The sequence below is a fragment of the Marinobacter oulmenensis genome (genome assembly GCF_014201735.1).
Classification (GTDB): Bacteria; Pseudomonadota; Gammaproteobacteria; order Pseudomonadales; family Oleiphilaceae; genus Marinobacter; species Marinobacter oulmenensis.
In genome coordinates this window covers 633,235-656,880 of sequence record NZ_JACHFE010000001.1, presented here as the reverse complement: position 1 = coordinate 656,880, position 23,646 = coordinate 633,235, and the positions used below count along the sequence as shown (strand labels likewise).

Below are 23,646 nucleotides of genomic sequence, written 5' to 3'. Positions count from 1 at the left end.
ATGACCACCCTTAAAAATCTGACTAAAAATACAACTAAAAACCATGCTTCTTATTCAAAACAAAACCCATTTATGTACTTCAGCTCAACACCGCCTACAACAGCTGGCCTCCAGACAGTTTTTATCCGCAGAAACACAAAACCATCTTTTTATTTAATAATTCTTATATAATCCTACCTCAATAAAACTCCGACAATTTCAAGCCACATACTTGCACACAAAAAACCAAAAAACTCACCAAACCCCATAAAACAGCCAAACTCACAAATAAAAGCAAATGTGATCCACTTAAAGAGCTTCATCCCAACAACCATTGAATGCCAGATTGCCATCATCTTTCTCTTAAACTGTCTTCCTGGTACCTTAATAGGGGCGATAAAAAGAACTCAATAACCCGCCGCTGCCCAGTTTTTACTTCTGCCGTCACTGTCATCCCAGGCGCGAGACTCACCAGCCTTTCACCAACCTGCAGTGCGGAGTCCGAGGGGACCAGACGCGCTTTATAAACTAAGCCCAGTTGTTCATCTTGTATCGCATCACCGGAAATGTCGGAAAGCTCCGCATCCACCACTCCATATTTTGTGAAGTTAAAAGTATCAACCTTGATTTCCGCAGGCTGACCAGGGTGGATAAAACCGATATCTTTATTCAGAAAGCGGGCTTCCACTTCCACAGTACTTTCCTCCGGCACAATTTTCATGATTTCCTGCGCAGGCGTAACCACCCCGCCAATGGTGGTTACTGCGAGTTCCTGCACTTTCCCATTGAGAGGCGCCTTAAGTAGATAATTGCGACTGCGTTGTTCCGCTTTTAATAGCTCTTCTCGCAATGCCACTTCCTGAACGGTAAGCTCTTGCAGCTCCTGTAAAGTAAGCTTGTAGCGCTCAGATATTGTCATTTCACGCTTGGAAGCATTCGCTTGAATACTGGCTTTGAGCTGATCAATGCGGGCAAGCTGGACCGATACGTTCTGCTCAACCTCAATCTGCTCCTGCTTGACCTCAAGATAATCCATGCGAGAACCGGTACCGTTCTGCTGCAACTCGTTGTAGGCGGCTACTCGCTCATTAAGCACTTCCAATAATCGGCGGTTCTTCATTGCTTCTGCCTGTACCATCTTTTTCTCTGCCGCTAGCCGGTCAGACTCCTGCTGGATATTCCGCAAGTTAGCCTGAAGTTCAGCAACTTCCTGGCTCAGCAGTTCTCGATGTTCTTCCAGGAACGGAGCCAAACTCGGGTCATCCGATTCCAGAGTGAGGGCGCGATCGCTGGAGCTGGCAAACCAGTTGGCCAACGCAGTTAACCTTATGCGTTTCAGGGCAGCTCCTTGCCACTCACGCCGAAACCGACGGACATCCGCCTCCGTCACACTTGTATTCAGGGTAATCAAAGGGTCACCCGCCTTTACCGTCTGCCCTTCCTCGACATGAATGCGTTCGATGACCGCTGTCTCCAGAGGCTGTATGACCTTTACTCGCTCACCCGGAACAACCTTCCCCTGTGCGACTGCAACAATGTCAATTTTCCCGAAGATGGCCCACAATATGGCTAATGCGAACAGCAGCATGATGGCGTAGAGAACAGTTCGCCCGATTGGGGATGCTGGCGTTTTCTCGATCTCGATTGCCGCCGGCATAAACTCGTAGATATCGCTCTCCGACAGAACACTCGTCTTTTTTCGCTTCGCACGTTCCTGACCGTTCATGTCAGCCTCACTGACTGGACTTTCTGTGGCCCATAGGCAAAGCCCACCCGGTTTCCACCATTGGCGGACGACGCAGCCCCTACCCCAACGCCCTCATCGTCTTTCGATCGAGCCTTTATAGGTATGGACGTATTCTGGTACTCATGGAGCTTTGAGTAGTAGCCCTTCCGTCCGAGCAGCTCCTCATGGCTGCCGTGTTCCACGATATTCCCAGCTTCAACAACAACAATCCGGTCTGCGTGTCGCACAGTGGTCAGGCGGTGTGCAATGATGAAGACGGTGCGCCCTTCGCACATGGCCCGCATATTCTCCTGAATCACCCGCTCTGATTCGTAATCAAGGGCGCTGGTGGCTTCGTCGAATATCAGAATCCGGGGATTCGTGATCAGGGCGCGGGCTATGGCGATACGCTGGCGTTGTCCGCCAGACAGGCTGGCGCCCTGCTCCCCAACCGGAGTGTCATAGCCTTCGGGCAGCTCGACAATAAAGTCATGAGCCCCCGAGAGCTTGGCGGCATTCACAACCGCCTCTATTGGTAGACTGGGGTCAACAAATGCAATGTTGTCCTTCACGGACCCGTTAAACAGGCGATTCTCCTGAAGCACCACTCCCACCTGCCTCCGCAGCCAGGCTGGCTCCATGTGGGCCAGGTCGATTCCATCAATCAGAACCCTTCCCGACTCCGGCAGATACAACCTCTGGATGAGTTTTGTTAGCGTACTTTTGCCAGATCCTGACCGTCCTACGACCCCGACAATTTCGCCAGCATGGACATCTAACGAGAGCTGCTTCAGAACGAAGGGCGCACTTGGGTTGTAACGAAAGTTGATATTGTCAAACTGGACGTTGCCCTCTATACGCGGCAGGGTCGTCCTATTGGGGTTATGCCCGGGTTCGGCAGGGGTATTGAGGATGTCGCCCAGTCGTTTAATGGATATGCCCGCCTGCTGGAAGTCCTGCCAAAGCTGGACCAGCTTGAGGATAGGGCCACTGACCCGGCCCGCAATCATGTTGAACGCTATCAGTTGGCCAATGCTCATTTCATTCGCCATGACCAGAGAGGCACCGATCCAGAGGATCAGCACGGTCACGATCTTGTTAATGAACTGGGCAGATTGGTTTGCAATGTTCCCAAGGTTGGTCGCCTTGAATGACGCTGCCACATAGGCAGCAAGGTTTTCTTCCCAACGGCGCTGCATCTGGGGTTCTACGGCCATCGCCTTCACCGTTTCTATGCCGTACATGGATTCCGTCAGGAAGGCCTGATTCTCCGCGCCCCGTTTGAACTGTTCATCGAGCCGTCGTCGCAGGATTGGGGTAATGATGATAGAGAGAACAACGTAGAAAGGTATTGAACCGAGCACCACCCAGGTCAGAGTCGGACTGTAAAAATACAGAACCACAAAGAAGACGATCGTGAAGAATAGGTCGATAATCAAGGTCAATGCGGAACTGGTGATGAAGTTCCGGATAGTATCGAGCTCACGGACACGGGCCACGGTATTGCCAACCTGGCGGCTCATGAAATAGGAAATGGGAAGATGCGTCAGATGGTGAAACAGCTTGGAGCCGAGTGTCACGTCCACCCGGTTGGTGGTGTGAGTGAAGACATAGTTTCTTAACCCGTTAAGGAAGACGTCAAACACCGAAACAACAATCAGCCCAAAGGCAAGGACATCCAGTGTTGTCAGCCCCTTGTGAACCAAAACCTTGTCGATCATCACCTGAAAGAACAATGGCGTAATCAGGGCAAAAAGCTGGATAAAGAAGGAAGCGATGACGACGTCGCGCAGGAGGTGCTTGTACTTGAGGATAGCCGGGATAAACCAGCTGATATCAAACTTTTCATCGACTCCCGGTAGCAGACTTCTTTTTGAGACGAGAATGACTTCGCCGTTCCATCGCTCAAGGAAGTGTTCTTTAGTGAGCGTTTCTGGCGCCTTGGCCGACGGGTCCTGAATCAGGACCTCCTCATCCATCACTTTGGCAAGGACAATAAACTGTCCATCCTTGGTTCCTGCAATAGCGGGAAGGCTTATAGCCGAAAGCTTATCCCAGCGTGTCGTGAGCGATTTGGCTTTAAGCTTTAGATGACGGGCGGCGCGGAGAATTTCCGGCCTATCGAAAGGTCGTTCGTGTGTTCCGAAATGATGTTGAAGCTGACTGGCATCAGCCGCGACCTGATGGTAACGCGCCAACATGATGAGCGCGGCTACGCCGGTGTCCACCTTCCCTGATGGCTGAGCTGAGTGCATCCTTGCCCCTCATTATTTTGGCTCCACTAATACCAACATAGCACCGAAAAACAAAAAGGGGGCGATCCAGTTAACAAATATTTATTTTATTTTCATAGTAAGTGCAAAATCGTTAAAGGGGCCATGGTGCTTAGGGAGTGCCACTTCACTTACTTATCAACAAGTTCCCGCTCTACAACGGCGGAAAGCTGCCCCCAACCCGGGCGGGTGAGCATGATGTTGTCGACAATGACCGTCGGAGTGCGTGCCACCTGTAGCTGTCGGGCCACCTGGAGACTCTGCTCGATATCCTCACGGTGCAGGTCCGTGGTCATGCAGCGGCGGAAACGACGCTCATCCAGCCCCATATCAGAGGCATAGCGACTGAAGGTGGCGACAGGATCACTGGAGCTGTTCCAGTCTGACTGGTTATCGAACAACCGGTCATGCATGGCCCAATAGCTGTCCTGGTCTCCGGCGCAACGGGCAGCCATGGCAGCCGGCATGGCGTTCTGGTGCTGCCGTAAAGGCAGGTCGAAAAACACAAACCGGACCTGGCCGGTGTCGACGTATTCCTCTTTCAGCCGGCGGCTGGCCTCCGAGAACGCAGCACAGCCCGGGCACTGGTAATCGGCAAATTCCCGGACAACAACCGGCGCGTCCTCGGGCCCCACAGAGACTCCGAACCGGTCCACTTCGGCCGGGAAGGGCGGAGCTTCCGGATCGGCCACCGGCAGGGCTCCGGAATCCGGCTCAGGCGGCTTGGTCACCAGATAGATACCTGCAATCAGAGCCAGGGCAATGGCGGCACCACCCACCAGCCAGGTTTTACGCCGTTTGTTTGAGGACGAGGGTACACCCGTCTGCTTTCGTCGTTTTGCTTCACCCATGGGGCGCTTCTCCTGCAAAGGCTTTAAGTTCCGGGAAGAAGATCAGGAAATTGGCCTCAAGTTCCTCATCGTGTTCACGAATTTCTTCAATGATGCCGTCAAAACGATGAGCAAACCTCAGGCGGCCTGCCACCCGGTCCAGCGCATAGCCGATGTTGTCGAGATTTTCATAGGCGCCAAACCAGTCATGGGCGACCATCCGGCGGGTCACGATTGCCATCGTTTCGGGCATCAGGTGTTCGTGAGACTGGAACTCACCGTACACACGCCGGATAAAGCTGTCACGGTCAATACCGCTGAACGCGGACCAGTGCCTGAGCAGGTAATGGTCGTAAAGAATGTCCAGTGCGACGCCGGCAAACCGGCGCCTGCGCGCTGAAAACAGTCGTTTGCTGGCCAGTACAGCCGGGTGTCCATCGGTAAAGCTGTCCACGGCCCGGTGATGGCGCACGCCATAAACCACCGTCTCCGGATAGCGGCCCAGGTCCACGCCACGGGTAAAATCACCCAGTACGCTGCCGATACGTGCCTCTGGCGAATCCGGTGCCAGAAAGAGGTGGGCCAGGTGGTTCATATCATGCTTCCAGACATCGGGTACCTTACTCTCCAGTCAACTGGCGCAGGCGCTGGTTCAGTCGAGCCACCTCCCGGCGCATGTCTTGAACCTCATCGAGCAGGTCCAGAGCCACCGCCAGTCCCGGCAGGTTCATCTTGAGGTCCCGTTGCAGACGCATGGCCTTCTGCAATCGCCGGAGTGCCTGCACGTCGAACTGCCACCCCATGGGCTCAGGCTGCTCCCGGGCCGGACTGATGACCCCGTAATCCACCAGTTCAATAATGAACTCGGCGTGGCAGTCGCCCCGTTCACAGATCTCCCGAAGCGTGAACAGGGTGCCGTCCGCCTCCATCAGTTCTACCGTCAGGGTATGGTCACTGTTGCTCATGGCTCCCCCCGCTCACACATGCAGTTTACTGCGTGGATTGAAGTTCTTTTCCGCTTCCGCCAGTTGCTCGTAGAGTTTCTCGGCTTCGTCGGAATGCTGTTCAGGCATGGCAACCTGCAGGGTGACGATCTGGTCTCCCGGATGCTTGCCCGGTAAGCCCTTGCCCTTGAGGCGGAGTTTCCGGCCGCTGGAGGATCCTTTGGGCACCTTGAGATTCACCTTGCCACTGACGGTAGGCACGGTAATTGTCGCGCCCAGGGCGGCCTCCCAGGGGGCAACCGGCACATTGACCAGGATGTCCCGGCCCTCAATGCTGAAGTGTGGGTGCGGTGCCAGTTCCACCTCGATGAACAGGTCTCCCGGCTCACCACCACCGATACCCGGGGCACCCTGCCCTTTCAGGCGGATGTTCTGACCTTCACGCACACCGGCCGGAATCTTGACTTTCAGCGTTTTCTGACGCGGCACCATGCGGCCATGATCGTCGGTATCGTGCACCGTGAACGACACCTGTTTCTCGCAGCCATTGAAGGCTTCTTCCAGGAATAGGGATAGCCGGGCGTGAACATCCTCACCCCGCATGCGCATGCTCTGACGGAAACCATCACCACCGAAACCGGTGCCGGAGAAGCCGCCGGCACGGCGGCCACCGCCGAAGATTTCCTCGAAAAATTCACTGAAGTGCCGGGCGTCGGCATCGGTATAACCACCGCCACCAAAGCCGGATGCGCTTTCCCAGCCAGGTGGTGGCTGGAAGGAGCCATCGCCACTGGCGCCATACTTGCGCAGTTGGTCATACTCGGCCCGCTTTTCTGGGTCTTTCAGAACCTCGTAGGCTTCGCCCACTTCCTTGAAGCGATCGCTGGCGTTTTCTTCCTTGCTGACATCCGGGTGGTACTTCCGGGCCAGCTTGCGGTAGGCCTTTTTAATGTCCTCGGGGCTGGCTGACTCACTCACCCCGAGAACGGCGTAATAGTCCTTGAATTCCATCGCTCCCCTCGCGTCTGATCAAAGAATGCTCTCTGATACTTTATATTTGACGCAAAGAGGGAAATTACAAGGCCTGGCGCATTAACCAGACGGGACACTAGACCTTGAACTGTGCCGCCTTGCTCTGCAGGGCGGTCAGCAACTGGCTGATCTCCTGGCTGGCCCGGTCGGACCGTTCGATGGAGGCCACCGTCTCGCGCGAGGACGCCGCGATGTCTTCCACACTCCGGCTGACTTCGTCGGCGTTTCCACCTTCGGTTTCTGCCGTCTGTGCGATGACCAGAGCCCGCTCCTTGAGGGAGCCGAGCAGGGTATTGATCTGTTCGAAATGTTCGTCGGCATTGCGGAACGCCTGCGAGGACTCCTGAACCTGGCCAGAGACCGTATCGATCACACTCACGGCCTTGTTGCTGCCCGTCTGCAGACGCTCGATAATGGTACGGATTTCGGTGGTGGACTCCTGGGTACGGCTGGCCAGGGTGCGGACTTCGTCGGCAACCACCGCGAAGCCACGGCCGGACTCCCCGGCACGGGCCGCCTCAATGGCGGCGTTCAGGGCCAGCAGGTTGGTCTGCTCGGCAATTTCACCAATCACCGACAGCACGGATTCGATCTGGTTGCTCTGGGCGTCCAGGTCCTTGACCGACAACACCGCCTGCTCCACTTCGCGTACCACTTCATCGAGCTGATCACGCACTTTTCTGGAAATGCCGGCGGTCGCCTCACTTTCCGCATTGACCGTCTGCACCGAGCTGGCCACTTCCTGAATACTCAGGGCCACTTCCCCAATGCTCTGGGACATCCCCTGCATGGTACCCGAGACCTCGCCCACGGCCTGCTCCTGACGGTTCACCGCAGACACCGCCGCATGGCTCATTTCACCCTGTTTACGGGCTTCTTCCACTGCCCGTTCGGCAGACTGGCGAACCTCAGACACCAGTTCCTGGATACGGGCAATAAACTGGTTAACCCCCCGGGCCATTTCCGTCAGTTCGTCTTTGCCTTTGAGCGTCACACGGCGGGTGAGATCGGCTTCACCATCGGCAATGCCCCAGATAGCCCGACTTAGCCGGAGTACACGCGGCAACAGGCTGCCGCCAAGAACGCCAGCAATGGCAATGATCAGAATCAGGGAAGCGCCCAACAGGAGCCAGCTCAGGCTATTGGCCATACCTCCCGCCTCATCATCCAGCGATTCCAGCGTCTCGGTGATGCCTTCCCGCGTGGTACGGTCCACTTCGGCCAGTTGCTGCTGAAGCCGCTGATTGACCTGAGTCGTCTCAGCATCCAGGGTCTGCTCCAGGGCCGAAACACTGTTGTCGATGGTGCTGTTGAACTCCTGCTGCAGGTCCGCCAGATCGGCATTGATACCTTCCAGGGACAGGCCCATTTTCAGTTCCCCGATCTTGGAGCCCTGGGGTTTGATATCGGCTGATATAATCACCACGTTCGGATCCCGACCGGCAGCATCAAGCACCTTGTTGGCAGCCCCACGCCCTTCCCCGGCATCCATCAGAGCCCTAACCCGGTCGTCCCGCCGGTCCACGTAACGGGTCATCCGCTCACCGTACTGGTCATAGTAAATGGCAAAAAGCACTGATTCCCGCGCGTCAGCCAGTTCCACAAGATCGGTCAGGCGGGGAACATCCCGGTCCCAGATCAACGGACCGGCGACAGCAGCCAGTACGTTAGCCAGCCCCTGGGCTTCCGCCATGACGGCATCCCGCACATTTTCAGCCATGCGTTCCTGCTGGGCCGTCTGCTGACGGGTCAGCTCCGCGGCCAGTTCTTCGGTGGTCTGTTCTCGCATGGTCTGCAGCCGGGTGGCAACATCCTGCCGGCTCTGTTCGAAAGATTCACTGACATGCTGGGCACTCGACTCCAGGGCATTGCCGGCGGTATCCACCAGTCCCTGCACCTGATGGGAGATCAGCCACTGGCTGACCAGCAGCTGAATCAGACCAACCACCACCAGTACGATGAAGACCGGCCGCAGCAGGCGGCTGGTCACCAGCTGTTTGAGCAACTGTGGGAACATAGGGGCTCCATGTACGTCCTGAATCTGGCGCCTTGCGTGGCGTTTACGGCGTCCTTTGCGACACATCTGATAGGTATCTTAGGCAAAAAGCGAGCCACCTTCGATGTGCTATGGCAGTGCAATCACCGTGAGCATCGGGGCAGTCGACAGGGCATGGCGATCAGAAAGCGAACAGGAGCGCCCCAAAACAGGGCATTCGACCTTTCAAAAGGAAGATAATGAATGAAGGAAGGGTAGCCCCCCCGGAAGGCGTCCGGGGGGCGGGGGCGCTTTACTTGACTTTCGGGTCGAGTTCGCCGGCTTCGTAACGCTGGAACATTTTTTCCAGGTTGATCGGATCGATCTTGCTGGCGTTACCGGCCGTTCCGAAGGCTTCATAACGGGCGACACACAGGTCAGTCATGGCCTTCATGGTTTCCTTGAGGAATTTGCGCGGGTCAAATTCCGCCGGATTCTCACTCAGGAAACGGCGGACGGCACCGGTGCTGGCCAGGCGCAGGTCGGTGTCGATGTTCACCTTGCGCACGCCGTGCTTGATGCCCTCAACGATTTCTTCAACCGGGACACCGTAGGTTTCCGGAATCTCGCCACCATACTGGTTGATGATGTCGAGCCAGTCCTGCGGGACAGAGCTGGAGCCGTGCATGACCAGGTGGGTATCCGGGATGCGGGCGTGGATCTTCTTGATCTGCTCAATCGCCAGGATGTCACCGGTCGGCGGACGGGTGAACTTGTAGGCACCGTGGCTGGTGCCGATGGCGATGGCCAGGGCGTCCACCTGGGTTTTCTGGACAAAGTCAGCGGCTTCTTCCGGGTCGGTCAGCATCTGGCTGTGGTCCAGGGTGCCTTCAGCGCCGACGCCGTCTTCTTCACCGGCCTGGCCGGTTTCCAGGGAGCCCAGGCAGCCCAGCTCACCTTCGACGGAAACACCACAGGCATGGGCCATTTCCACGGTGCGACGGGTCACGTCGACGTTGTAGTCGTAGCTGGTCGGGGTTTTGCCATCTTCACCCAGGGAGCCGTCCATCATGACGGAGCTGAAGCCCAGTTGGATGGAGCGCTGGCACACGGCCGGGCTGGTACCGTGATCCTGGTGCATGACCACCGGGATGTGAGGAAATTCTTCAACGGCAGCCAGGATAAGGTGGCGCAGGAAGGGCGCACCAGCGTATTTACGGGCGCCGGCAGAGGCCTGGACAATCACCGGGGAGTCGGTCTTGTCAGCCGCTTCCATGATGGCGCGCATCTGTTCGAGGTTGTTGACGTTAAAGGCGGGTACACCGTAACCATGCTCGGCGGCGTGGTCCAGAAGTTGCCGCATCGAAATCAGGGCCATGGGTTGTCTCCTTTATTAAACTGCGTGATGTTTGGATTCTGTTTCTTGCAGACTCTGCATACAATTCATTAATTCTGGAGTCTGCTGCGGAAGGCAGGTGAGTCTTTCGCGGAACCGCTACGAGCACATCCCTGTGCGCTTCTCTCAGGCCTTCCATGGCCTTCGAAATTCCGCGAAAGACTCACCTGCCTTCCTTGCGATTCTGACTGCTCGGCTTTGTCGCATAGCGCCGCCTGTTACATGACGCCAAACGGCTTATTCACCGCGCTCTTCCAGTACAGCTACCGCTGGCAGGGTTTTGCCTTCCACGAACTCCAGGAAAGCACCACCACCGGTGGATATATAGGAAATCTTGTCAGCTACGCCGTATTTGTCAACGGCAGCCACGGTATCACCCCCGCCAGCCAGGGAGAATGCGTCACTTTCGGCAATGGCATCCGCCAGGGCCTTGGTGCCGTTACCGAACTGATCGAACTCGAAGACACCCACTGGACCATTCCAGAGGATGGTTTTGGCATTTTTCAGAAGCTCGGCAAACTGGCCGGCGGTTTCCGGGCCCACATCCAGGATCATGTCGTCATCGCTCACGTCCGAGATGTTTTTGGTGGTGGCGGTGGCGTTTTCGTCAAACTCCGGAGCTACCACAACATCCACCGGCAGAGGAATCTGGACGCGGGAGGCGATGTCCTTGGCGGTATCGATCAGGTCATGCTCGCACAGGGATTTGCCCACGGGATGGCCAGCAGCCGCCAGGAAGGTGTTGGCGATACCGCCACCAACGATGATCTGGTCACAGACTTTTTCCAGCGCGTTGAGTACGTCGAGCTTGGTGGACACCTTGGAGCCCCCGACAATGGCCACAACCGGTTTCGCGGGGTTATCCAGGGCTTTGCTCAGGGCTTCCAGTTCTGCAGCCAGCAGAGGGCCGGCGCAGGCTTCCGGGGCGAAGCGAGCAACACCGTGAGTGGAGGCCTGGGCCCGGTGCGCGGTGCCGAAGGCGTCCATAACATACACATCACACAAAGCAGCGTACTGTTTCGCCAGATCTTCGTTGTCTTTCTTTTCGCCTTTGTTGAAGCGAACGTTTTCGAACAGCACCACTTCGCCGTCCTGAACCTCAACGCCGTCCAGGTAGTCCTTGATCAGACGGACATCCTGGCCCAGCAGGCCGGACAGGTGATCGGCCACAGGTTTCATGGAGGACGCCTCATCGTAGACACCCTCTTCCGGACGGCCACGGTGGGACATCAGCATGACCCGGGCGCCAGCATCACGGGCAGCCTTGATGGTCGGCAGCGAGGCGCGGATGCGGGCATCGCTGGTCACTTTGCCGTCTTTTACCGGTACGTTCAGGTCTTCACGAATCAGGACCCGCTTGCCGGCGAGGTCCAGGTCAGTCATTTTCTTGATGGCCATAGTCGTGTTCCGTTCTTTCAGGTTGTTGGCAGAATGATCCGTTGGCAAAGGGGGTTATAAGTGAGCTATCCGGTGGTGACTTCACCCAGCCAGCACCGGCTGACATCCAGCATCCGGTTGGCAAAGCCCCACTCATTATCGAACCAGCACAGCACCTTGACCATGGTGCCGCCGGTCACCCGTGTCTGGCCGCCATCCACCACCCCGGAGTGGGAGTCGTGGTTGAAATCGGAGCTGGCGAGCAGTTCATCTGTATAGCCAAGGATACCATTCAAAGGTCCGTCGGCTGCCTGTTTCAGCACCCGGTTCACCGCGCCCACATCAGTGCCCTCCCGGACGTTCACCACCATGTCGATGGCCGAGACGTTCAGGGTCGGCACCCGCATGGCAACGGAGCTGAACCGGCCCTGCATATCAGGCAGCAGGCGTTCGATACCGCGGGCCAGCCCGGTTTCCACCGGTACGATGTTGTGCAGGGCACTGCGGGTGCGTCGCAGGTCCTGATGATGATAGGCATCAATCACCGGCTGGTCATTCATCGCCGCATGGATGGTGGTGGTACTGCCCTGCTCCACGCCAAAGGCTTCATCAAGCACTTTGATCACCGGCACCAGGCAGTTGGTGGTGCAGGAGCCGGCGGCGACGATGCGGTCGCTGTCCACCAGTTCAGATTCGTTGATGCCGAACACCACGGTGCGATCCACATCCGGGTCGCCCGGCTGGGAGAACAGCAGCCGCCGGGCACCGGCGTCGATGTGTTTCTGCGCGGTCTGTCGGTCGGAATAGGCGCCGGAGCATTCCAGCACCAGGTCCACATCCAGCAGGCGCCACGGCAGCTCCGCCGGATCGGGATGCTGCAGAATCCGGATGCGATCACCATTGACCATCAGGTCGTCACCCGAGGCTTCGACCTCACCCCGGAAGCGTCCGTGGGTGGAGTCGTAGCGCGTCAGGTGAGCGATGGTGTCGATGTCCGAGAGTTCGTTGATCGCGACCACCTGCAGGTGGTCGCGATAGCCGTTTTCATAGAGCGCCCGCAACACGCACTGGCCAATGCGGCCATAACCGTTGATGGCGACTCGAAAAGGCTTGTCGTTGCTCATCAGGCGCTCAGCAGTTCGTCAGCCACTTCCAGGATGTTGTCGACGGTGAAGCCGAATTCCTTGAACAGGTCACCCGCCGGCGCAGACTCACCAAAGGTGGTCATGCCTACTACGCGGCCATCGAGGCCAACGTACTTGTACCAGTAATCGGCGATGCTGGCTTCCACGGCAATGCGATTGGTGACTTCCAGCGGCAGCACCTGCTGCTTGTACTCGGCGCTCTGGGCATCGAATACGTCGGTGGATGGCATGGACACCACGCGCACCGCCTTGCCCTGTTCGCGCAGCTTGGCTGCGGCGTCCTGGGCCAGGCCGATTTCGCCACCGGTGGCGATCAGGATCAGCTCGGGCGTGCCCTCGCTGTCTGACAGGATGTAGCCGCCTTTGGCGACGTCTGCCAGTTGCTGGGCATCACGCTCCTGGTGGGGCAGGCCCTGACGCGAGAAGACCATGGCGGTCGGGCCGTCCTGGCGCTCCAGGGCGGCTTTCCAGGCGACGGCGGTTTCCACGGTATCGGCCGGGCGCCAGGTGCTCATGTTCGGAGTCGTGCGCAGGCTGGCCAGTTGCTCGACCGGCTGGTGCGTCGGGCCGTCTTCGCCCAGACCAATGGAGTCGTGGGTGAAGACAAAAATGGAGCGCTGCTTCATCAGAGCGGCCATGCGCACGGCGTTACGGCAGTACTCCATGAAGATCAGGAAGGTGGCGCCGTACGGGGCGAAGCCGCCGTGCAGGGCGATACCGTTCATGATCGCGGCCATGCCGAATTCACGAACGCCGTAGAAGATGTAGTTGCCGGAGGCGTCATCCTTGCTCAGCCCCTTGGCGCCGGTCCAGAGTGTCAGGTTGGAGCCCGCCAGGTCGGCAGAGCCGCCCATCAGTTCCGGCAGCATCGGGCCGTAGGCATTCAGGGTCTGCAGGGAGGCCTTGCGGGAAGCAATGGATTCGCCTTTGTCCTGGCATTCCTGAATGTAGGCCTGGGCCTTGTCGGCAAAGTCGGCAGGCAGCTCACCCGCCATCCGGCGCTTGAGCTCAGCGGCCAGTTCCGGTTCGGCTTTCTCGTAGGCGGCAAATTTCTCGTCCCAGGCTTTCTGGGCGGCTGCCCCTTTCTCACGGGCATCCCAACCGGCGTAGATATCGTCCGGCACCTCGAACGGGCCATGGTTCCAGCCCAGTTGCTCGCGGGTCAGTTGGACTTCGTCCTCACCCAGGGCGGCGCCGTGACAGGATTCGGTGCCCTGCTTGTTGGGTGAACCAAAACCGATGATGGTCTTGCAGCAGATCAGGGTCGGCTGCTCGGTGTTGGCCCGGCCCGCTTCAATGGCAGCACGGACCGCATCGGCGTCGTGGCCATCAACGGCCGGGATCACCTGCCAGCCATAGGACTCAAAACGCTTGGGCGTGTCATCGGTGAACCAGCCGTCCACTTCGCCATCGATGGAAATGCCGTTGTCGTCGTAGAAGAAAATCAGTTTGCCCAGCCCCAGAGTCCCGGCCAGAGACGCCACTTCGTGGGAGATACCTTCCATCAGGCAGCCGTCACCCAGAAACGCATAGGTGTAGTGGTCGACAATGTCGTGGCCCGGACGGTTGAACTGGGCGGCCAGCGCCTTCTCGGCAACCGCAAAACCAACGGCATTGGCGATACCCTGCCCCAGCGGGCCAGTGGTGGTCTCCACACCCGGGGTGTAGCCGTATTCCGGATGGCCCGGGGTTTTGGAGTGCAACTGACGGAAGTTCTTGATGTCGTCAATGCTTACGTCATACCCGCTCAGGTGCAGCAGGGAATACTGCAACATGGAGCCATGACCATTGGACAGCACAAAGCGGTCGCGGTTGGCCCACTGCGGGTTGGCCGGGTTGTGGCCCAGGTAATCGTTCCACAGTACCTCGGCGATATCCGCCATACCCATGGGCGCACCCGGGTGGCCGGATTTGGCTTTCTGAACCGCATCCATGCTCAGTGCGCGAATGGCATTGGCAAGATCTTTACGGGACGGCATTGACTATTCTCCAGTGTTTTATGGGGAAGGATTGGGACAGCTCAAAAATAAGGCGCGTATTTTCACCGATTAGGGTGCACCGGGGCAAATTCTGCGCTACGCCAAAGGCCGCCAGACTGCAAAAAACGCGCAAAGCCACTGATTTCAAAGCCCCATAAATCTATATCAAAAAATTTTGATATGGATGTTGAATAACCAGCGAAAGCCTCCTAAACTTGCCTCCCATGACAACACTGCGCTCACAGACCCCGGAACCGTCCTCCGTCGACACCCTGGCACCGGTTTTCAAGGCCAGCGGCGACCCCCTGCGCCTGGAGATTCTCCGGGTGCTCCGGCGTGACACCTTCGGGGTTCTGGAGCTCAGCCAGATGTTCGATATGCGTCAGTCCGGCATGAGCCACCACCTGAAAGTCATGCACAAGGCCGGGTTGGTGGAATCGCAACGTGAGGGCAACGCCATTTTCTACCGCCGCCCGTTGAACCTGGACAGCGAGAAACTGACCGACCAGGCCATCCGGCAGATTTTCGAGGCGGTGGACCGGGTCGCACTGCCCGATGAACTGCAGACCCGAATTGATGCCATCCGCGACCAGCGGGCGGAGCAATCACGGGCCTTTTTTTCCCGGCATGCCGGGCAGTTCCGGGAGCAGCAGGAACTGATCGCCGCGTTTGACCTGTACGCGGAACCGACTGCAGAGGTTATCCGCCAGCGCCAGGCCCGCCAGCACTGGCACAAAGCCCTGGAAATCGGCCCCGGCGAGGGCGGCTTCCTGCCCGTACTGTCCGGCCTGTTTGACCAGGTGATGGCCTTGGACAACAGCCAGGACATGCTGGCCAAGGCGGAACAGGCCTGCAGCGAGGGCCAACTGACTAACGTTGAACTGGTACACGGCGTGACCGATGACCTGCTCGCCACCGGCAACCGGTTCGACCTGATTGTGGCGAACATGGTGCTGCACCACGTTCCCAGCCCGGCGGATATGTTCCTGGACGCCGCCGGTCTGATGGCTGATGGCGGTTGCTTCATCGTCAGCGAACTGTGCAGCCATGACCAGAACTGGGCCAAAGACGCCTGTGGCGACCTCTGGCTGGGTTTTGAACCAGAAGAACTGACAGCCTGGGCGGCAGACGCCGGGCTGACCGCCGGAGAACAACTGTTCATTGGCCTGCGCAACGGCTTTCAGGTGCAGGTCCGTGAATTCTGGAAAACAACCCGCCCTCCCCGGAACCGGGCGGGCGAATGAACGCGCTCTATCCGAAGACGCTCAAAAAGGAGCAAGCCTATGGCTGACTACAACCTCTTCACGTCCGAATCGGTCTCAGAAGGGCACCCGGACAAACTGGCAGACCAGATTTCCGACGCGGTCCTGGATGCCATCCTGACCGAGGACAAGCATGCCCGTGTTGCCTGCGAAACCATGGTCAAAACCGGCGTCGCCATTGTTGGCGGTGAAATCACCACCAATGCCTGGGTCGATCTGGAAGACCTGGTTCGTGGCGTCATCAAGGATATTGGCTACACCTCCTCGGACGTGGGCTACGACGGTGACACCTGTGGTGTGATCAACATCATCGGCAAACAGTCCGTGGATATTGCCCAGGGCGTTGACCGCCAGAAGCCGGAAGACCAGGGCGCCGGTGACCAGGGCCTGATGTTCGGCTACGCCAGCAACGAAACCGACGTACTCATGCCGGCGCCGATCACCTTCTCTCACCGTCTGGTCCAGCGCCAGGCCGAGGCCCGCAAAAACGGCCTGCTGCCTTGGCTGCGCCCGGACGCCAAGAGTCAGGTGTCCTGCCGCTATGAAAACGGCAAGGTAGTGGGGATAGACGCCGTGGTGCTGTCCACCCAGCACGACCCGGACGTCAGCCAGGCCGACCTGCGCGAAGCGGTGATGGAGCTGATCATCAAGAACACCCTGCCGCCGGAACTGCTGCACAAGGATACCCAGTTCCACATCAACCCGACCGGCAAGTTTGTCATCGGTGGCCCGGTAGGCGACTGTGGCCTGACCGGCCGCAAGATCATCGTCGACACCTACGGCGGCATGGCCCGTCACGGCGGCGGCGCCTTCTCCGGCAAGGACCCGTCCAAGGTGGACCGTTCTGCAGCCTATGCCGGCCGTTACGTGGCCAAGAACATCGTCGCTGCCGGCCTGGCCGACAAGTGCGAAATCCAGGTGTCCTACGCCATCGGCGTGGCCCAGCCGACGTCCATCTCGCTGAACACCTTCGGCACCGGCAGGATCAGCGATGACCGGATCATCGAACTGGTCCGTGACACCTTCGACCTGCGCCCGTATGCCATTACACGGATGCTGGACCTGCTGCACCCGATGTACCAGCAGACAGCCGCCTACGGACACTTTGGCCGCGAGCCGTTCGAGATGACCGTTGGTGGCGAGACGTTCACCGCCTTCCCCTGGGAGAAAACCGACCGTGCCGAGGCACTTCGGGATGCATCCGGGATTGAGCGGTCCGGGTCTGGCCTCTGAGTTTTGGTTTGAGGAGCCCGCGACTTTAGCGGTGACGGCGCTGAGCGATGGCCTCCGGGGACACGCTACGAGCACATCCATGTGCGCTTGTTTCGGGCCGTCCATGGCCCTCAACAGTCCCCGAAGGCCATCCCTCATCACCGCTCCGCTGCTTTCGGTGAGGGCTTACCAGAGAGAAAGCCTTTCCAAATTGAAAATGGAGAGGCCTGAATGGAATTTAACGGCGTAAACAAGAGCGCCTACGCCAAGAATTTAACGAGGGAGTCGGGCTTTGCTTTTGCGGAATGTCGAAGGCCAGGGATGGCCTGAAACAAGCGCACAGGGGTGAGGCAAGCGTTTATGAAGCAGAGCTTCATGCGCAGCCGAACGACAGCAATCTATGATTGCTGGCCGGACCCCGAAGGGGTGCTTGTAGCGGTTCCGCGAAAGCAAAGCCCGACTCCCGCGGCACCCAAATCAACAGCCGGAGGATCAAAACTCCGAAGGCTGAAAAGAACTGACAGGAGAACCCAATGAGCACTCCGAACAACTTCGACGACTACAAAGTCCGCGACATTGAACTCGCCGACTGGGGCCGCAAGGAAATCAAGATTGCCGAAGGTGAAATGCCGGCACTGATGACCCTGCGCGACAAGTACAAGGGTGAGCAGCCGCTGAAAGGCGCCAACATCATGGGCTGCATCCACATGACCATCCAGACCGCCGTCCTCATTGAGACGCTGGTGGAACTGGGTGCCAACGTGCGCTGGTCCTCCTGCAACATCTTCTCCACCCAGGACCAGGCCGCCGCTGCCATCGCCGCCCAGAGCATTCCCGTGTTCGCCTGGAAAGGCGAAACCGACGAAGAATACGAGTGGTGCCTGCGCAAAACCATCGGCGCCGATGTCGATGGCTGGGAACCGAACATGATCCTGGACGATGGCGGCGACCTGACCGCCATGCTACACGACGAATACCCCGAAGTGCTGGCCAACTGCCACGGCGTCACCGAGGAAACCACCACCGGTGTTCACCGCCTGCAGGAAATGCTGCGCGAGGGCACCCTGAAAGTGCCGGCAATCAACGTCAACGACTCGGTAACCAAGTCCAAGAATGACAACAAGTACGGCTGCCGCCACAGCCTGAACGACGCCATCAAGCGCGCCACCGACCACCTGCTGTCGGGCAAGAAAGCGCTGGTTATTGGCTATGGCGACGTCGGCAAAGGCTCCGCCGCCTCCCTGCGTCAGGAAGGCATGATCGTGAAAGTGACCGAAGCCGACCCGATCTGCGCCATGCAGGCGTGCATGGACGGCTACGAAGTGGTCTCCCCCTACCTGGACGGCGTCAACACCGGCACCGAACAGGGCATCAACGCCGACCTGCTGGGCGCTACCGACCTGCTGGTCACCACCACCGGTAACGTCAACGTGTGCGATGCCAACATGCTCAAGGCCCTCAAGAGCGGCGCAGTGGTGTGCAACATTGGCCACTTCGACAACGAAATCGACACCGCCTACATGCGCAAGAACTGGGAATGGGACGAAGTTAAACCCCAGGTCCACGTGATCTACCGCGACAAGGCCACCAACGATCACCTGATCCTGCTGTCCGAAGGTCGCCTGGTGAACCTGGGCAACGCCACCGGCCACCCATCCCGGATCATGGACGGCTCCTTCGCCAACCAGGTGCTGGCCCAGATGTACCTGTTCGAGCGCAAGTTCGGCGACCTGCCGGAAGAATCCCGCGCCAAGGGCATCTACGTTCAGGTGCTGCCCAAGCAACTGGATGAGGAAGTGGCCCGTGCCATGGTGGAAGGCTTTGGTGGCGTGGTCACCAAAATGACACCGGAGCAGGCGCAATACATCGGTGTACCGGTCGAAGGCCCGTACAAGCCGGAAAGCTACAGGTACTAAGCGGACGACATCATGGAATCCCAGAAGCAATTCAAACGACGCTTCAGCTTTGAGTTTTTCCCACCCAAGACAGACCAGGGCAAGGAAAAACTGCAGGCAACCCGGGATAAGCTGGCCGAAGTGGGGCCGGACTTTTTCTCGGTCACCTTCGGTGCCGGTGGCTCGACCCGGGATCGCACCATCGAGACCGTGGTCAATCTGCACAAGCAGGGCATTTCCACGGCCCCTCACCTGTCCTGCGTGGGTGGCACCCGCCAGGAAATCGGTGAGCTGCTCGATCTCTACAAGGAAAACGGCATCAACCGGATCGTCGCCCTTCGGGGCGACATGCCCTCAGGCATGGGGGCTTCCGGTGAGTTGCGTTACGCCAACGAGCTGGTGGCATTCATCCGCGAACACAGCGGCGATCACTTCAACCTGGAAGTGGCTGCCTACCCGGAGTTCCATCCCCAGGCCCGCAGCGCGGAAGATGATCTGAACAACTTTGCCCGCAAGGTACAGGCCGGCGCCAACAGCGCCATCACCCAGTACTTCTTCAATGCGGACAGCTATTTCTATTTCATCGACCGCCTGGAGAAGATGGGCGTCACCATTCCTGTGGTGCCGGGCATCATGCCCATCGTCAACTTCTCCAACCTGGTGCGGTTCTCCGACATGTGTGGTGCCGAGATCCCCCGCTGGATCCGCAAGCAGCTGGAAGCCTACGGCGACGACAGCGACAGCATCCGCCAGTTCGGCGAGGAAGTGGTCACCCGCATGTGTGAACGTCTGCTCAAGGCCGGCGCACCCGGACTCCACTTCTACACGCTCAACCAGGCCCAGCCCAGCCTTAACATCTGGAAAAACCTCGGTATTGGTGATCGCCAGAAGATCGCATTCTGAGTTGTTTAGCTCCCGAATTCCCCACCCACGGGTTCGGGGGCTAACCGCCTGATTTCCTGCACATCATCCTTTTCTGTTCTACACTACCCCCGTTACACCCCAAGAAACGCTCCCCGCGGAGCACGGGTACCCCCTGGTGTTTTCGCGGTCCGCCTTATCGGGTGGAGGGAGCACTATAACGCATGAAAAGGAGACACCATGAGCACCAACTGGTTGAAAACACTGGGCGCAGGCCTGGCTCTTACCGTTGCCACCACCGCTGTCAACGCGGAAACCCTCCGGGTGGTAACCGACCCCAGCTTTGTTCCCTTTGAGATGATGGACCAGGAAACCGGCAAGATGATCGGTTTCGACATGGAGATCATCCGTGAAGTGGCCGACCGCGCGGGCTTCGAGATCGACCTGAACACCATGGACTTCAATGGCATTATCCCGGCGCTCCAGACCGGTAATGTGGATATTGCCATCGCCGGCATCACCATCACTGATGAGCGTGAAGAGATCGTCGACTTCTCCGATCCCTACTACGATTCCGGTCTGCGGATTCTGGTACGTCAGGGCAGCGACGTTGATGAACTCAGCGACCTGGAAGGCATGAAGGTCGGCACCAAGATCGGTAGTACCTCCTATGACTACCTGATGGCCAACCTGGACGAAGACGATGGTGTCACCCCGTACCCGGGCAGCTCCGACATGTACATGGCCCTGATGTCCCAGGCCATTGACGCCGTTTTCTATGACGCCCCCAACGTTGGCTACTTCGCCCGCACCAAGGGTGACGGTAAAGTGACCACGGTCGGCCCGCTGTACGAAGGCCAGCAGTATGGTATTGCCCTGGTTGAAGGCAGTGAGTGGGTAGACGAGGTCAACGAAGCCCTCGCCTCCATCAAAGAAGATGGTACCTACAAAACCATCTACGAGAAGTGGTTCGGCCCCATGCCTGAAGGCATGTAAGCCAGACACTCACAATCCAACCTCTGACGCCGGGGCACCTGGCCCCGGCAGTTCCTGATCCCAACCTCCTGCGGAGACGTTGACCGTGGAATCCACGTTTCAGTTCGACTGGCAAGCTGCCATCGACGCGATCCCCTACCTCCTCAAGGGGATTCCCTACACACTGTTGATTTCCTTCGGTGGTCTGCTCATCGGCTTTGTCCTGGGCATCATTTTCGGACTGCTGAGCATTAACAGAAAATGGTTCTTGCGCTGGCCGGCAACCGCTTACATCGAAGTATTCCGGGGCACCCCCATCCTGGTGCAGGTGCTGTTCATCTTCTACGGCCTGCCGGACCTGATCGGTGGTCCCATCGACCCCCTGACCGCCGGTATCGCGGCCATCGCCCTGAACTCCGGCGCGTATATCTCTGAAGTCGTCCGGGGCGGCGTCCAGTCCATCGACAAAGGCCAGTCCGAAGCCGGCCTGTCACTGGGCCTTTCCCGTACCCAGACCTTCTGGTCCGTTATCTGGCCCCAGGCTTTCCGACGCATGATCCCGCCTCTGGGCAACCAGGCCATTGTCAGCATCAAGGACACCTCGCTGTTCTCGGTGATTGGCGTGGGCGAACTGGTCCGTCAGGGCCAGGTGTACATCGCCAACACTTTCACCGCTTTCGAGGTGTATTTTGTGGTGGCGCTGCTCTACCTGGCAATCACCCTGTCACTGTCCCTGATACTGCGTCTGCTTGAGCGTCGCGGCGTGGCTTCTGTCTGAAGGAAAGGTACCCATGACTCAGATCGTAGAAATGAAGGGCATGAACAAGTACTTCGGCAAGCTGCATGTCCTGAAAAACATAGACCTGACCGTCGAACAGGGCGAAGTGGTGGTGATTATCGGCGCCAGTGGCTCCGGCAAGTCCACCCTGATCCGCTGCGTCAATGGTCTTGAAGAGTATGAAAACGGCAAACTGGTGGTCGACGGCCACGCCCTGGCCCCTAAAGGCGGCAACCAGAAATCGCTGGCCGAAATCCGCAAGGAAGTGGGCATGGTGTTCCAGCAGTTCAATCTGTTCCCGCACCTGACCGTGCGCAAGAACGTGATGCTGGCACCCATGAAGGTCAAGAGCACCTCCCAGACCGTGGCCAACGCCACCGCCGAGAGGCTGCTGGACCGGGTGGGCATCGGCAACCAGGCCGACAAATACCCGAGCCAGCTGTCCGGTGGCCAGCAGCAGCGTGTCGCCATCGCCCGGGCCCTGGCCATGGAACCGCGGCTGATGCTGTTTGACGAGCCCACCTCCGCGCTGGACCCGGAAATGATCGGCGAAGTGCTCGATGTCATGCGGGAGCTGGCCAGGGAAGGCATGACCATGATGGTGGTTACCCATGAAATGGGGTTCGCACGGGAAGTGGCGGACCGGGTGATCTACATCCATGAAGGTCAGATTGTCGAGCAGGGCAAGCCCGCCGACGTGTTTGACAATCCCCAGAACGAGCGGACCCAGGCGTTCCTTTCCCGGGTGCTGTCGCACTGACAGAGCGGTGGGCGGCTCAGGCTTCCGGGTCGTCCACCAACCTGGCCCGCAACCGGGGTAACTGGGCCGGATAGTTTTCCTGAATGAAGGTCACCAGCCCCTCCCGTACCGCACACCTCAGATCCCAGTTCCGACTGGAATCCGAGGCACTCATCAGAAAACGCACCTGCATGGCCTGATCACTGGTATCGGTGACCTGCACCGTCGCCACCTTGCCATCCCAGAGGTTGGAATGGGCCAGCAGACGGCGGAATTCCTGCCGTAACGCCTCCACCGGCATGGTGTAATCCACCCAGATAAAGACGGTCCCCAGCAGATCGGAGCTGTTGCGTGACCAGTTCTGGAACGGATTCTCGATAAACCACTGCAGGGGAATCACCAGCCGGCGAAGGTCCCAGACCCGCACCACCACATAGGTGGCGGTCACCTCTTCCACCCAGCACCATTCGCCCTGCACATGAATCACGTCATCGATGCGGAAGGGCTGCGTCAACGCGATCTGCATGCCGGCCAGCAGGTTACTGAGCACCGGCCGGGCCGCGAAGCCCAGGATCAGACCACCGACACCGGCCGAGGCCAGCAGACTGGCGCCCATGTGCTGAACCGAATCAAAGGTCATCAGGGCGGCCCCGAAACCGATGATCACGATCAGGATGTTCAGCGCCCGCACCAGAAAGCGGGTCTGGGTTTCCACTTTGCGCGCCCGCTTCCATTGCCCCTCAAGCACCGGGTTGAGGGCCACAATGACCTCACCGATCGCCGACGTCAGTCGCACGGATGCCCAGGTCATCGCCAGCACCAGCAGCAGTGTGGTGATCTGCTGCACGTTTTCAATCAGCGGCAGGTCATCCGGGGCCGCCTTCAGGGCGCCACTGAGCGCCAGCAGACTGACTACCAGCCCCAGGGCCCGGTCGGCCGCATCAAGGAACAGTCTCAGAACGGTCCGGGAGGAGAAGAAGTGGCGCACCAGGGCAAGGGCGAGGCGATACACAACATACGTAGCCACCACCGCAAAGATGGCAGACAGGCCCGGCCAGAGCCAGGGTTTCAGACCGGTTTCCAGTGTTTCCAGCATGCTTCCTCCGCCCCCCGGGCTTAACAGGCCGACTGACGACCTCTGCACGAAGATTCTATCGTTTCCGGGAAAGTGCGCACCAGCCCCCGAAAGGTCTGCAACCGCTTATCAGGCACATCAGAAGGTCTTTTCCGGGCTCGCTGTTAACTGTAGTATTCGCCAAGGTTAACAG

The 23,646-nt window shown here is 58.5% G+C and carries 19 protein-coding genes; 7 read left to right on the top strand and 12 right to left on the bottom strand.

Annotated elements, in window-relative coordinates; genetic code table 11:
* Window positions 1-331: 331 nt before the first annotated feature.
* The 11 genes from HNR38_RS03010 to tkt form a co-directional block, all read right to left on the bottom strand.
* On the bottom strand, window positions 332-1,705 hold the full coding sequence (locus tag HNR38_RS03010; RefSeq protein WP_183699610.1) for an HlyD family type I secretion periplasmic adaptor subunit: 1,374 nt from the start codon (window positions 1,703-1,705) through the stop codon (window positions 332-334).
* Window positions 1,702-3,960 (bottom strand): type I secretion system permease/ATPase, encoded by a 2,259-nt coding sequence (locus HNR38_RS03005; RefSeq protein ID WP_183699608.1) that lies wholly within the window; start codon window positions 3,958-3,960, stop codon window positions 1,702-1,704. The genes HNR38_RS03010 and HNR38_RS03005 overlap by 4 nt, the downstream gene beginning before the upstream one ends.
* 149 nt (window positions 3,961-4,109) lie before the next feature.
* A complete protein-coding gene (locus HNR38_RS03000) occupies window positions 4,110-4,829 on the bottom strand; it encodes a DsbA family protein (RefSeq protein ID WP_183699606.1) in 720 nt (239 codons plus the stop codon).
* Window positions 4,822-5,403, bottom strand: a complete 582-nt coding sequence (locus HNR38_RS02995) for an acyl carrier protein phosphodiesterase (RefSeq protein ID WP_183699604.1) — start codon at window positions 5,401-5,403, stop codon at window positions 4,822-4,824. The genes HNR38_RS03000 and HNR38_RS02995 overlap by 8 nt, the downstream gene beginning before the upstream one ends.
* A 25-nt stretch (window positions 5,404-5,428) precedes the next feature.
* Entirely contained in the window at window positions 5,429-5,773 is a 345-nt protein-coding gene (locus HNR38_RS02990; protein ID WP_183699602.1) for a chaperone modulator CbpM, read from the bottom strand.
* A 12-nt stretch (window positions 5,774-5,785) separates the two neighbouring features.
* A complete protein-coding gene (locus HNR38_RS02985) occupies window positions 5,786-6,763 on the bottom strand; it encodes a DnaJ C-terminal domain-containing protein (protein ID WP_183699600.1) in 978 nt (325 codons plus the stop codon).
* Between the two features lie 97 nt (window positions 6,764-6,860).
* On the bottom strand, window positions 6,861-8,801 hold the full coding sequence (locus tag HNR38_RS02980) for a methyl-accepting chemotaxis protein (protein WP_183699598.1): 1,941 nt from the start codon (window positions 8,799-8,801) through the stop codon (window positions 6,861-6,863).
* A 271-nt stretch (window positions 8,802-9,072) separates the two neighbouring features.
* Window positions 9,073-10,137, bottom strand: coding sequence for a class II fructose-bisphosphate aldolase (fba, locus tag HNR38_RS02975; protein ID WP_183699596.1), 1,065 nt, complete (start codon window positions 10,135-10,137; stop codon window positions 9,073-9,075).
* A 255-nt stretch (window positions 10,138-10,392) separates the two neighbouring features.
* A complete protein-coding gene (locus HNR38_RS02970) occupies window positions 10,393-11,553 on the bottom strand; it encodes a phosphoglycerate kinase (RefSeq protein ID WP_183699594.1) in 1,161 nt (386 codons plus the stop codon).
* Between the two features lie 65 nt (window positions 11,554-11,618).
* A complete protein-coding gene (locus HNR38_RS02965) occupies window positions 11,619-12,656 on the bottom strand; it encodes a type I glyceraldehyde-3-phosphate dehydrogenase (RefSeq protein ID WP_183699592.1) in 1,038 nt (345 codons plus the stop codon).
* A complete protein-coding gene (tkt, locus tag HNR38_RS02960; RefSeq protein ID WP_183699590.1) occupies window positions 12,656-14,656 on the bottom strand; it encodes a transketolase in 2,001 nt (666 codons plus the stop codon). The genes HNR38_RS02965 and tkt overlap by 1 nt, the downstream gene beginning before the upstream one ends.
* A 224-nt stretch (window positions 14,657-14,880) precedes the next feature.
* Here tkt and HNR38_RS02955 point away from each other — a divergent pair, with 224 nt between their 5' ends.
* From HNR38_RS02955 to HNR38_RS02925, 7 genes are all read left to right on the top strand, one after another.
* On the top strand, window positions 14,881-15,900 hold the full coding sequence (locus HNR38_RS02955) for a metalloregulator ArsR/SmtB family transcription factor (RefSeq protein WP_183699588.1): 1,020 nt from the start codon (window positions 14,881-14,883) through the stop codon (window positions 15,898-15,900).
* 39 nt (window positions 15,901-15,939) lie between these two features.
* Window positions 15,940-17,151 carry a methionine adenosyltransferase gene (gene metK / locus HNR38_RS02950; protein WP_183699586.1) on the top strand — a complete coding sequence of 404 codons (1,212 nt, stop codon included), beginning with the start codon at window positions 15,940-15,942 and terminating at the stop codon, window positions 17,149-17,151.
* 512 nt (window positions 17,152-17,663) lie between these two features.
* Complete coding sequence (gene ahcY / locus HNR38_RS02945) at window positions 17,664-19,046, top strand: adenosylhomocysteinase (protein WP_183699584.1); 1,383 nt, start codon at window positions 17,664-17,666, stop codon at window positions 19,044-19,046.
* Window positions 19,047-19,058: 12 nt separating this feature from the next.
* Window positions 19,059-19,928, top strand: coding sequence for a methylenetetrahydrofolate reductase [NAD(P)H] (metF, locus tag HNR38_RS02940; protein ID WP_183699582.1), 870 nt, complete (start codon window positions 19,059-19,061; stop codon window positions 19,926-19,928).
* Between the two features lie 198 nt (window positions 19,929-20,126).
* A complete protein-coding gene (locus HNR38_RS02935) occupies window positions 20,127-20,882 on the top strand; it encodes a transporter substrate-binding domain-containing protein (RefSeq protein ID WP_183699580.1) in 756 nt (251 codons plus the stop codon).
* Window positions 20,883-20,967: 85 nt separating this feature from the next.
* Window positions 20,968-21,639: an ABC transporter permease subunit gene (locus HNR38_RS02930; protein ID WP_183699578.1), complete on the top strand. Its 672-nt coding sequence runs from the start codon at window positions 20,968-20,970 to the stop codon at window positions 21,637-21,639.
* 13 nt (window positions 21,640-21,652) lie between these two features.
* Window positions 21,653-22,399, top strand: coding sequence for an amino acid ABC transporter ATP-binding protein (locus HNR38_RS02925; RefSeq protein ID WP_183699576.1), 747 nt, complete (start codon window positions 21,653-21,655; stop codon window positions 22,397-22,399).
* A gap of 16 nt (window positions 22,400-22,415) precedes the next feature.
* Here the strand turns inward: HNR38_RS02925 and HNR38_RS02920 are convergent, their stop codons facing one another.
* On the bottom strand, window positions 22,416-23,474 hold the full coding sequence (locus HNR38_RS02920) for a mechanosensitive ion channel family protein (RefSeq protein WP_183699574.1): 1,059 nt from the start codon (window positions 23,472-23,474) through the stop codon (window positions 22,416-22,418).
* Window positions 23,475-23,646: the final 172 nt, after the last annotated feature.

Bases quoted from the DNA above. Each gene is read 5' to 3' on its own strand.
- HNR38_RS03010 (WP_183699610.1), bottom strand. From the start codon at position 1,705: ATGAACGGTCAGGAACGTGCGAAGCGAAAAAAGACGAGTGTTCTGTCG.
- HNR38_RS03005 (WP_183699608.1), bottom strand. From the start codon at position 3,960: ATGCACTCAGCTCAGCCATCAGGGAAGGTGGACACCGGCGTAGCCGCG.
- HNR38_RS03000 (WP_183699606.1), bottom strand. From the start codon at position 4,829: ATGGGTGAAGCAAAACGACGAAAGCAGACGGGTGTACCCTCGTCCTCA.
- HNR38_RS02995 (WP_183699604.1), bottom strand. From the start codon at position 5,403: ATGAACCACCTGGCCCACCTCTTTCTGGCACCGGATTCGCCAGAGGCA.
- HNR38_RS02990 (WP_183699602.1), bottom strand. From the start codon at position 5,773: ATGAGCAACAGTGACCATACCCTGACGGTAGAACTGATGGAGGCGGAC.
- HNR38_RS02985 (WP_183699600.1), bottom strand. From the start codon at position 6,763: ATGGAATTCAAGGACTATTACGCCGTTCTCGGGGTGAGTGAGTCAGCC.
- HNR38_RS02980 (WP_183699598.1), bottom strand. From the start codon at position 8,801: ATGTTCCCACAGTTGCTCAAACAGCTGGTGACCAGCCGCCTGCTGCGG.
- fba (WP_183699596.1), bottom strand. From the start codon at position 10,137: ATGGCCCTGATTTCGATGCGGCAACTTCTGGACCACGCCGCCGAGCAT.
- HNR38_RS02970 (WP_183699594.1), bottom strand. From the start codon at position 11,553: ATGGCCATCAAGAAAATGACTGACCTGGACCTCGCCGGCAAGCGGGTC.
- HNR38_RS02965 (WP_183699592.1), bottom strand. From the start codon at position 12,656: ATGAGCAACGACAAGCCTTTTCGAGTCGCCATCAACGGTTATGGCCGC.
- tkt (WP_183699590.1), bottom strand. From the start codon at position 14,656: ATGCCGTCCCGTAAAGATCTTGCCAATGCCATTCGCGCACTGAGCATG.
- HNR38_RS02955 (WP_183699588.1), top strand. From the start codon at position 14,881: ATGACAACACTGCGCTCACAGACCCCGGAACCGTCCTCCGTCGACACC.
- metK (WP_183699586.1), top strand. From the start codon at position 15,940: ATGGCTGACTACAACCTCTTCACGTCCGAATCGGTCTCAGAAGGGCAC.
- ahcY (WP_183699584.1), top strand. From the start codon at position 17,664: ATGAGCACTCCGAACAACTTCGACGACTACAAAGTCCGCGACATTGAA.
- metF (WP_183699582.1), top strand. From the start codon at position 19,059: ATGGAATCCCAGAAGCAATTCAAACGACGCTTCAGCTTTGAGTTTTTC.
- HNR38_RS02935 (WP_183699580.1), top strand. From the start codon at position 20,127: ATGAGCACCAACTGGTTGAAAACACTGGGCGCAGGCCTGGCTCTTACC.
- HNR38_RS02925 (WP_183699576.1), top strand. From the start codon at position 21,653: ATGACTCAGATCGTAGAAATGAAGGGCATGAACAAGTACTTCGGCAAG.
- HNR38_RS02920 (WP_183699574.1), bottom strand. From the start codon at position 23,474: ATGCTGGAAACACTGGAAACCGGTCTGAAACCCTGGCTCTGGCCGGGC.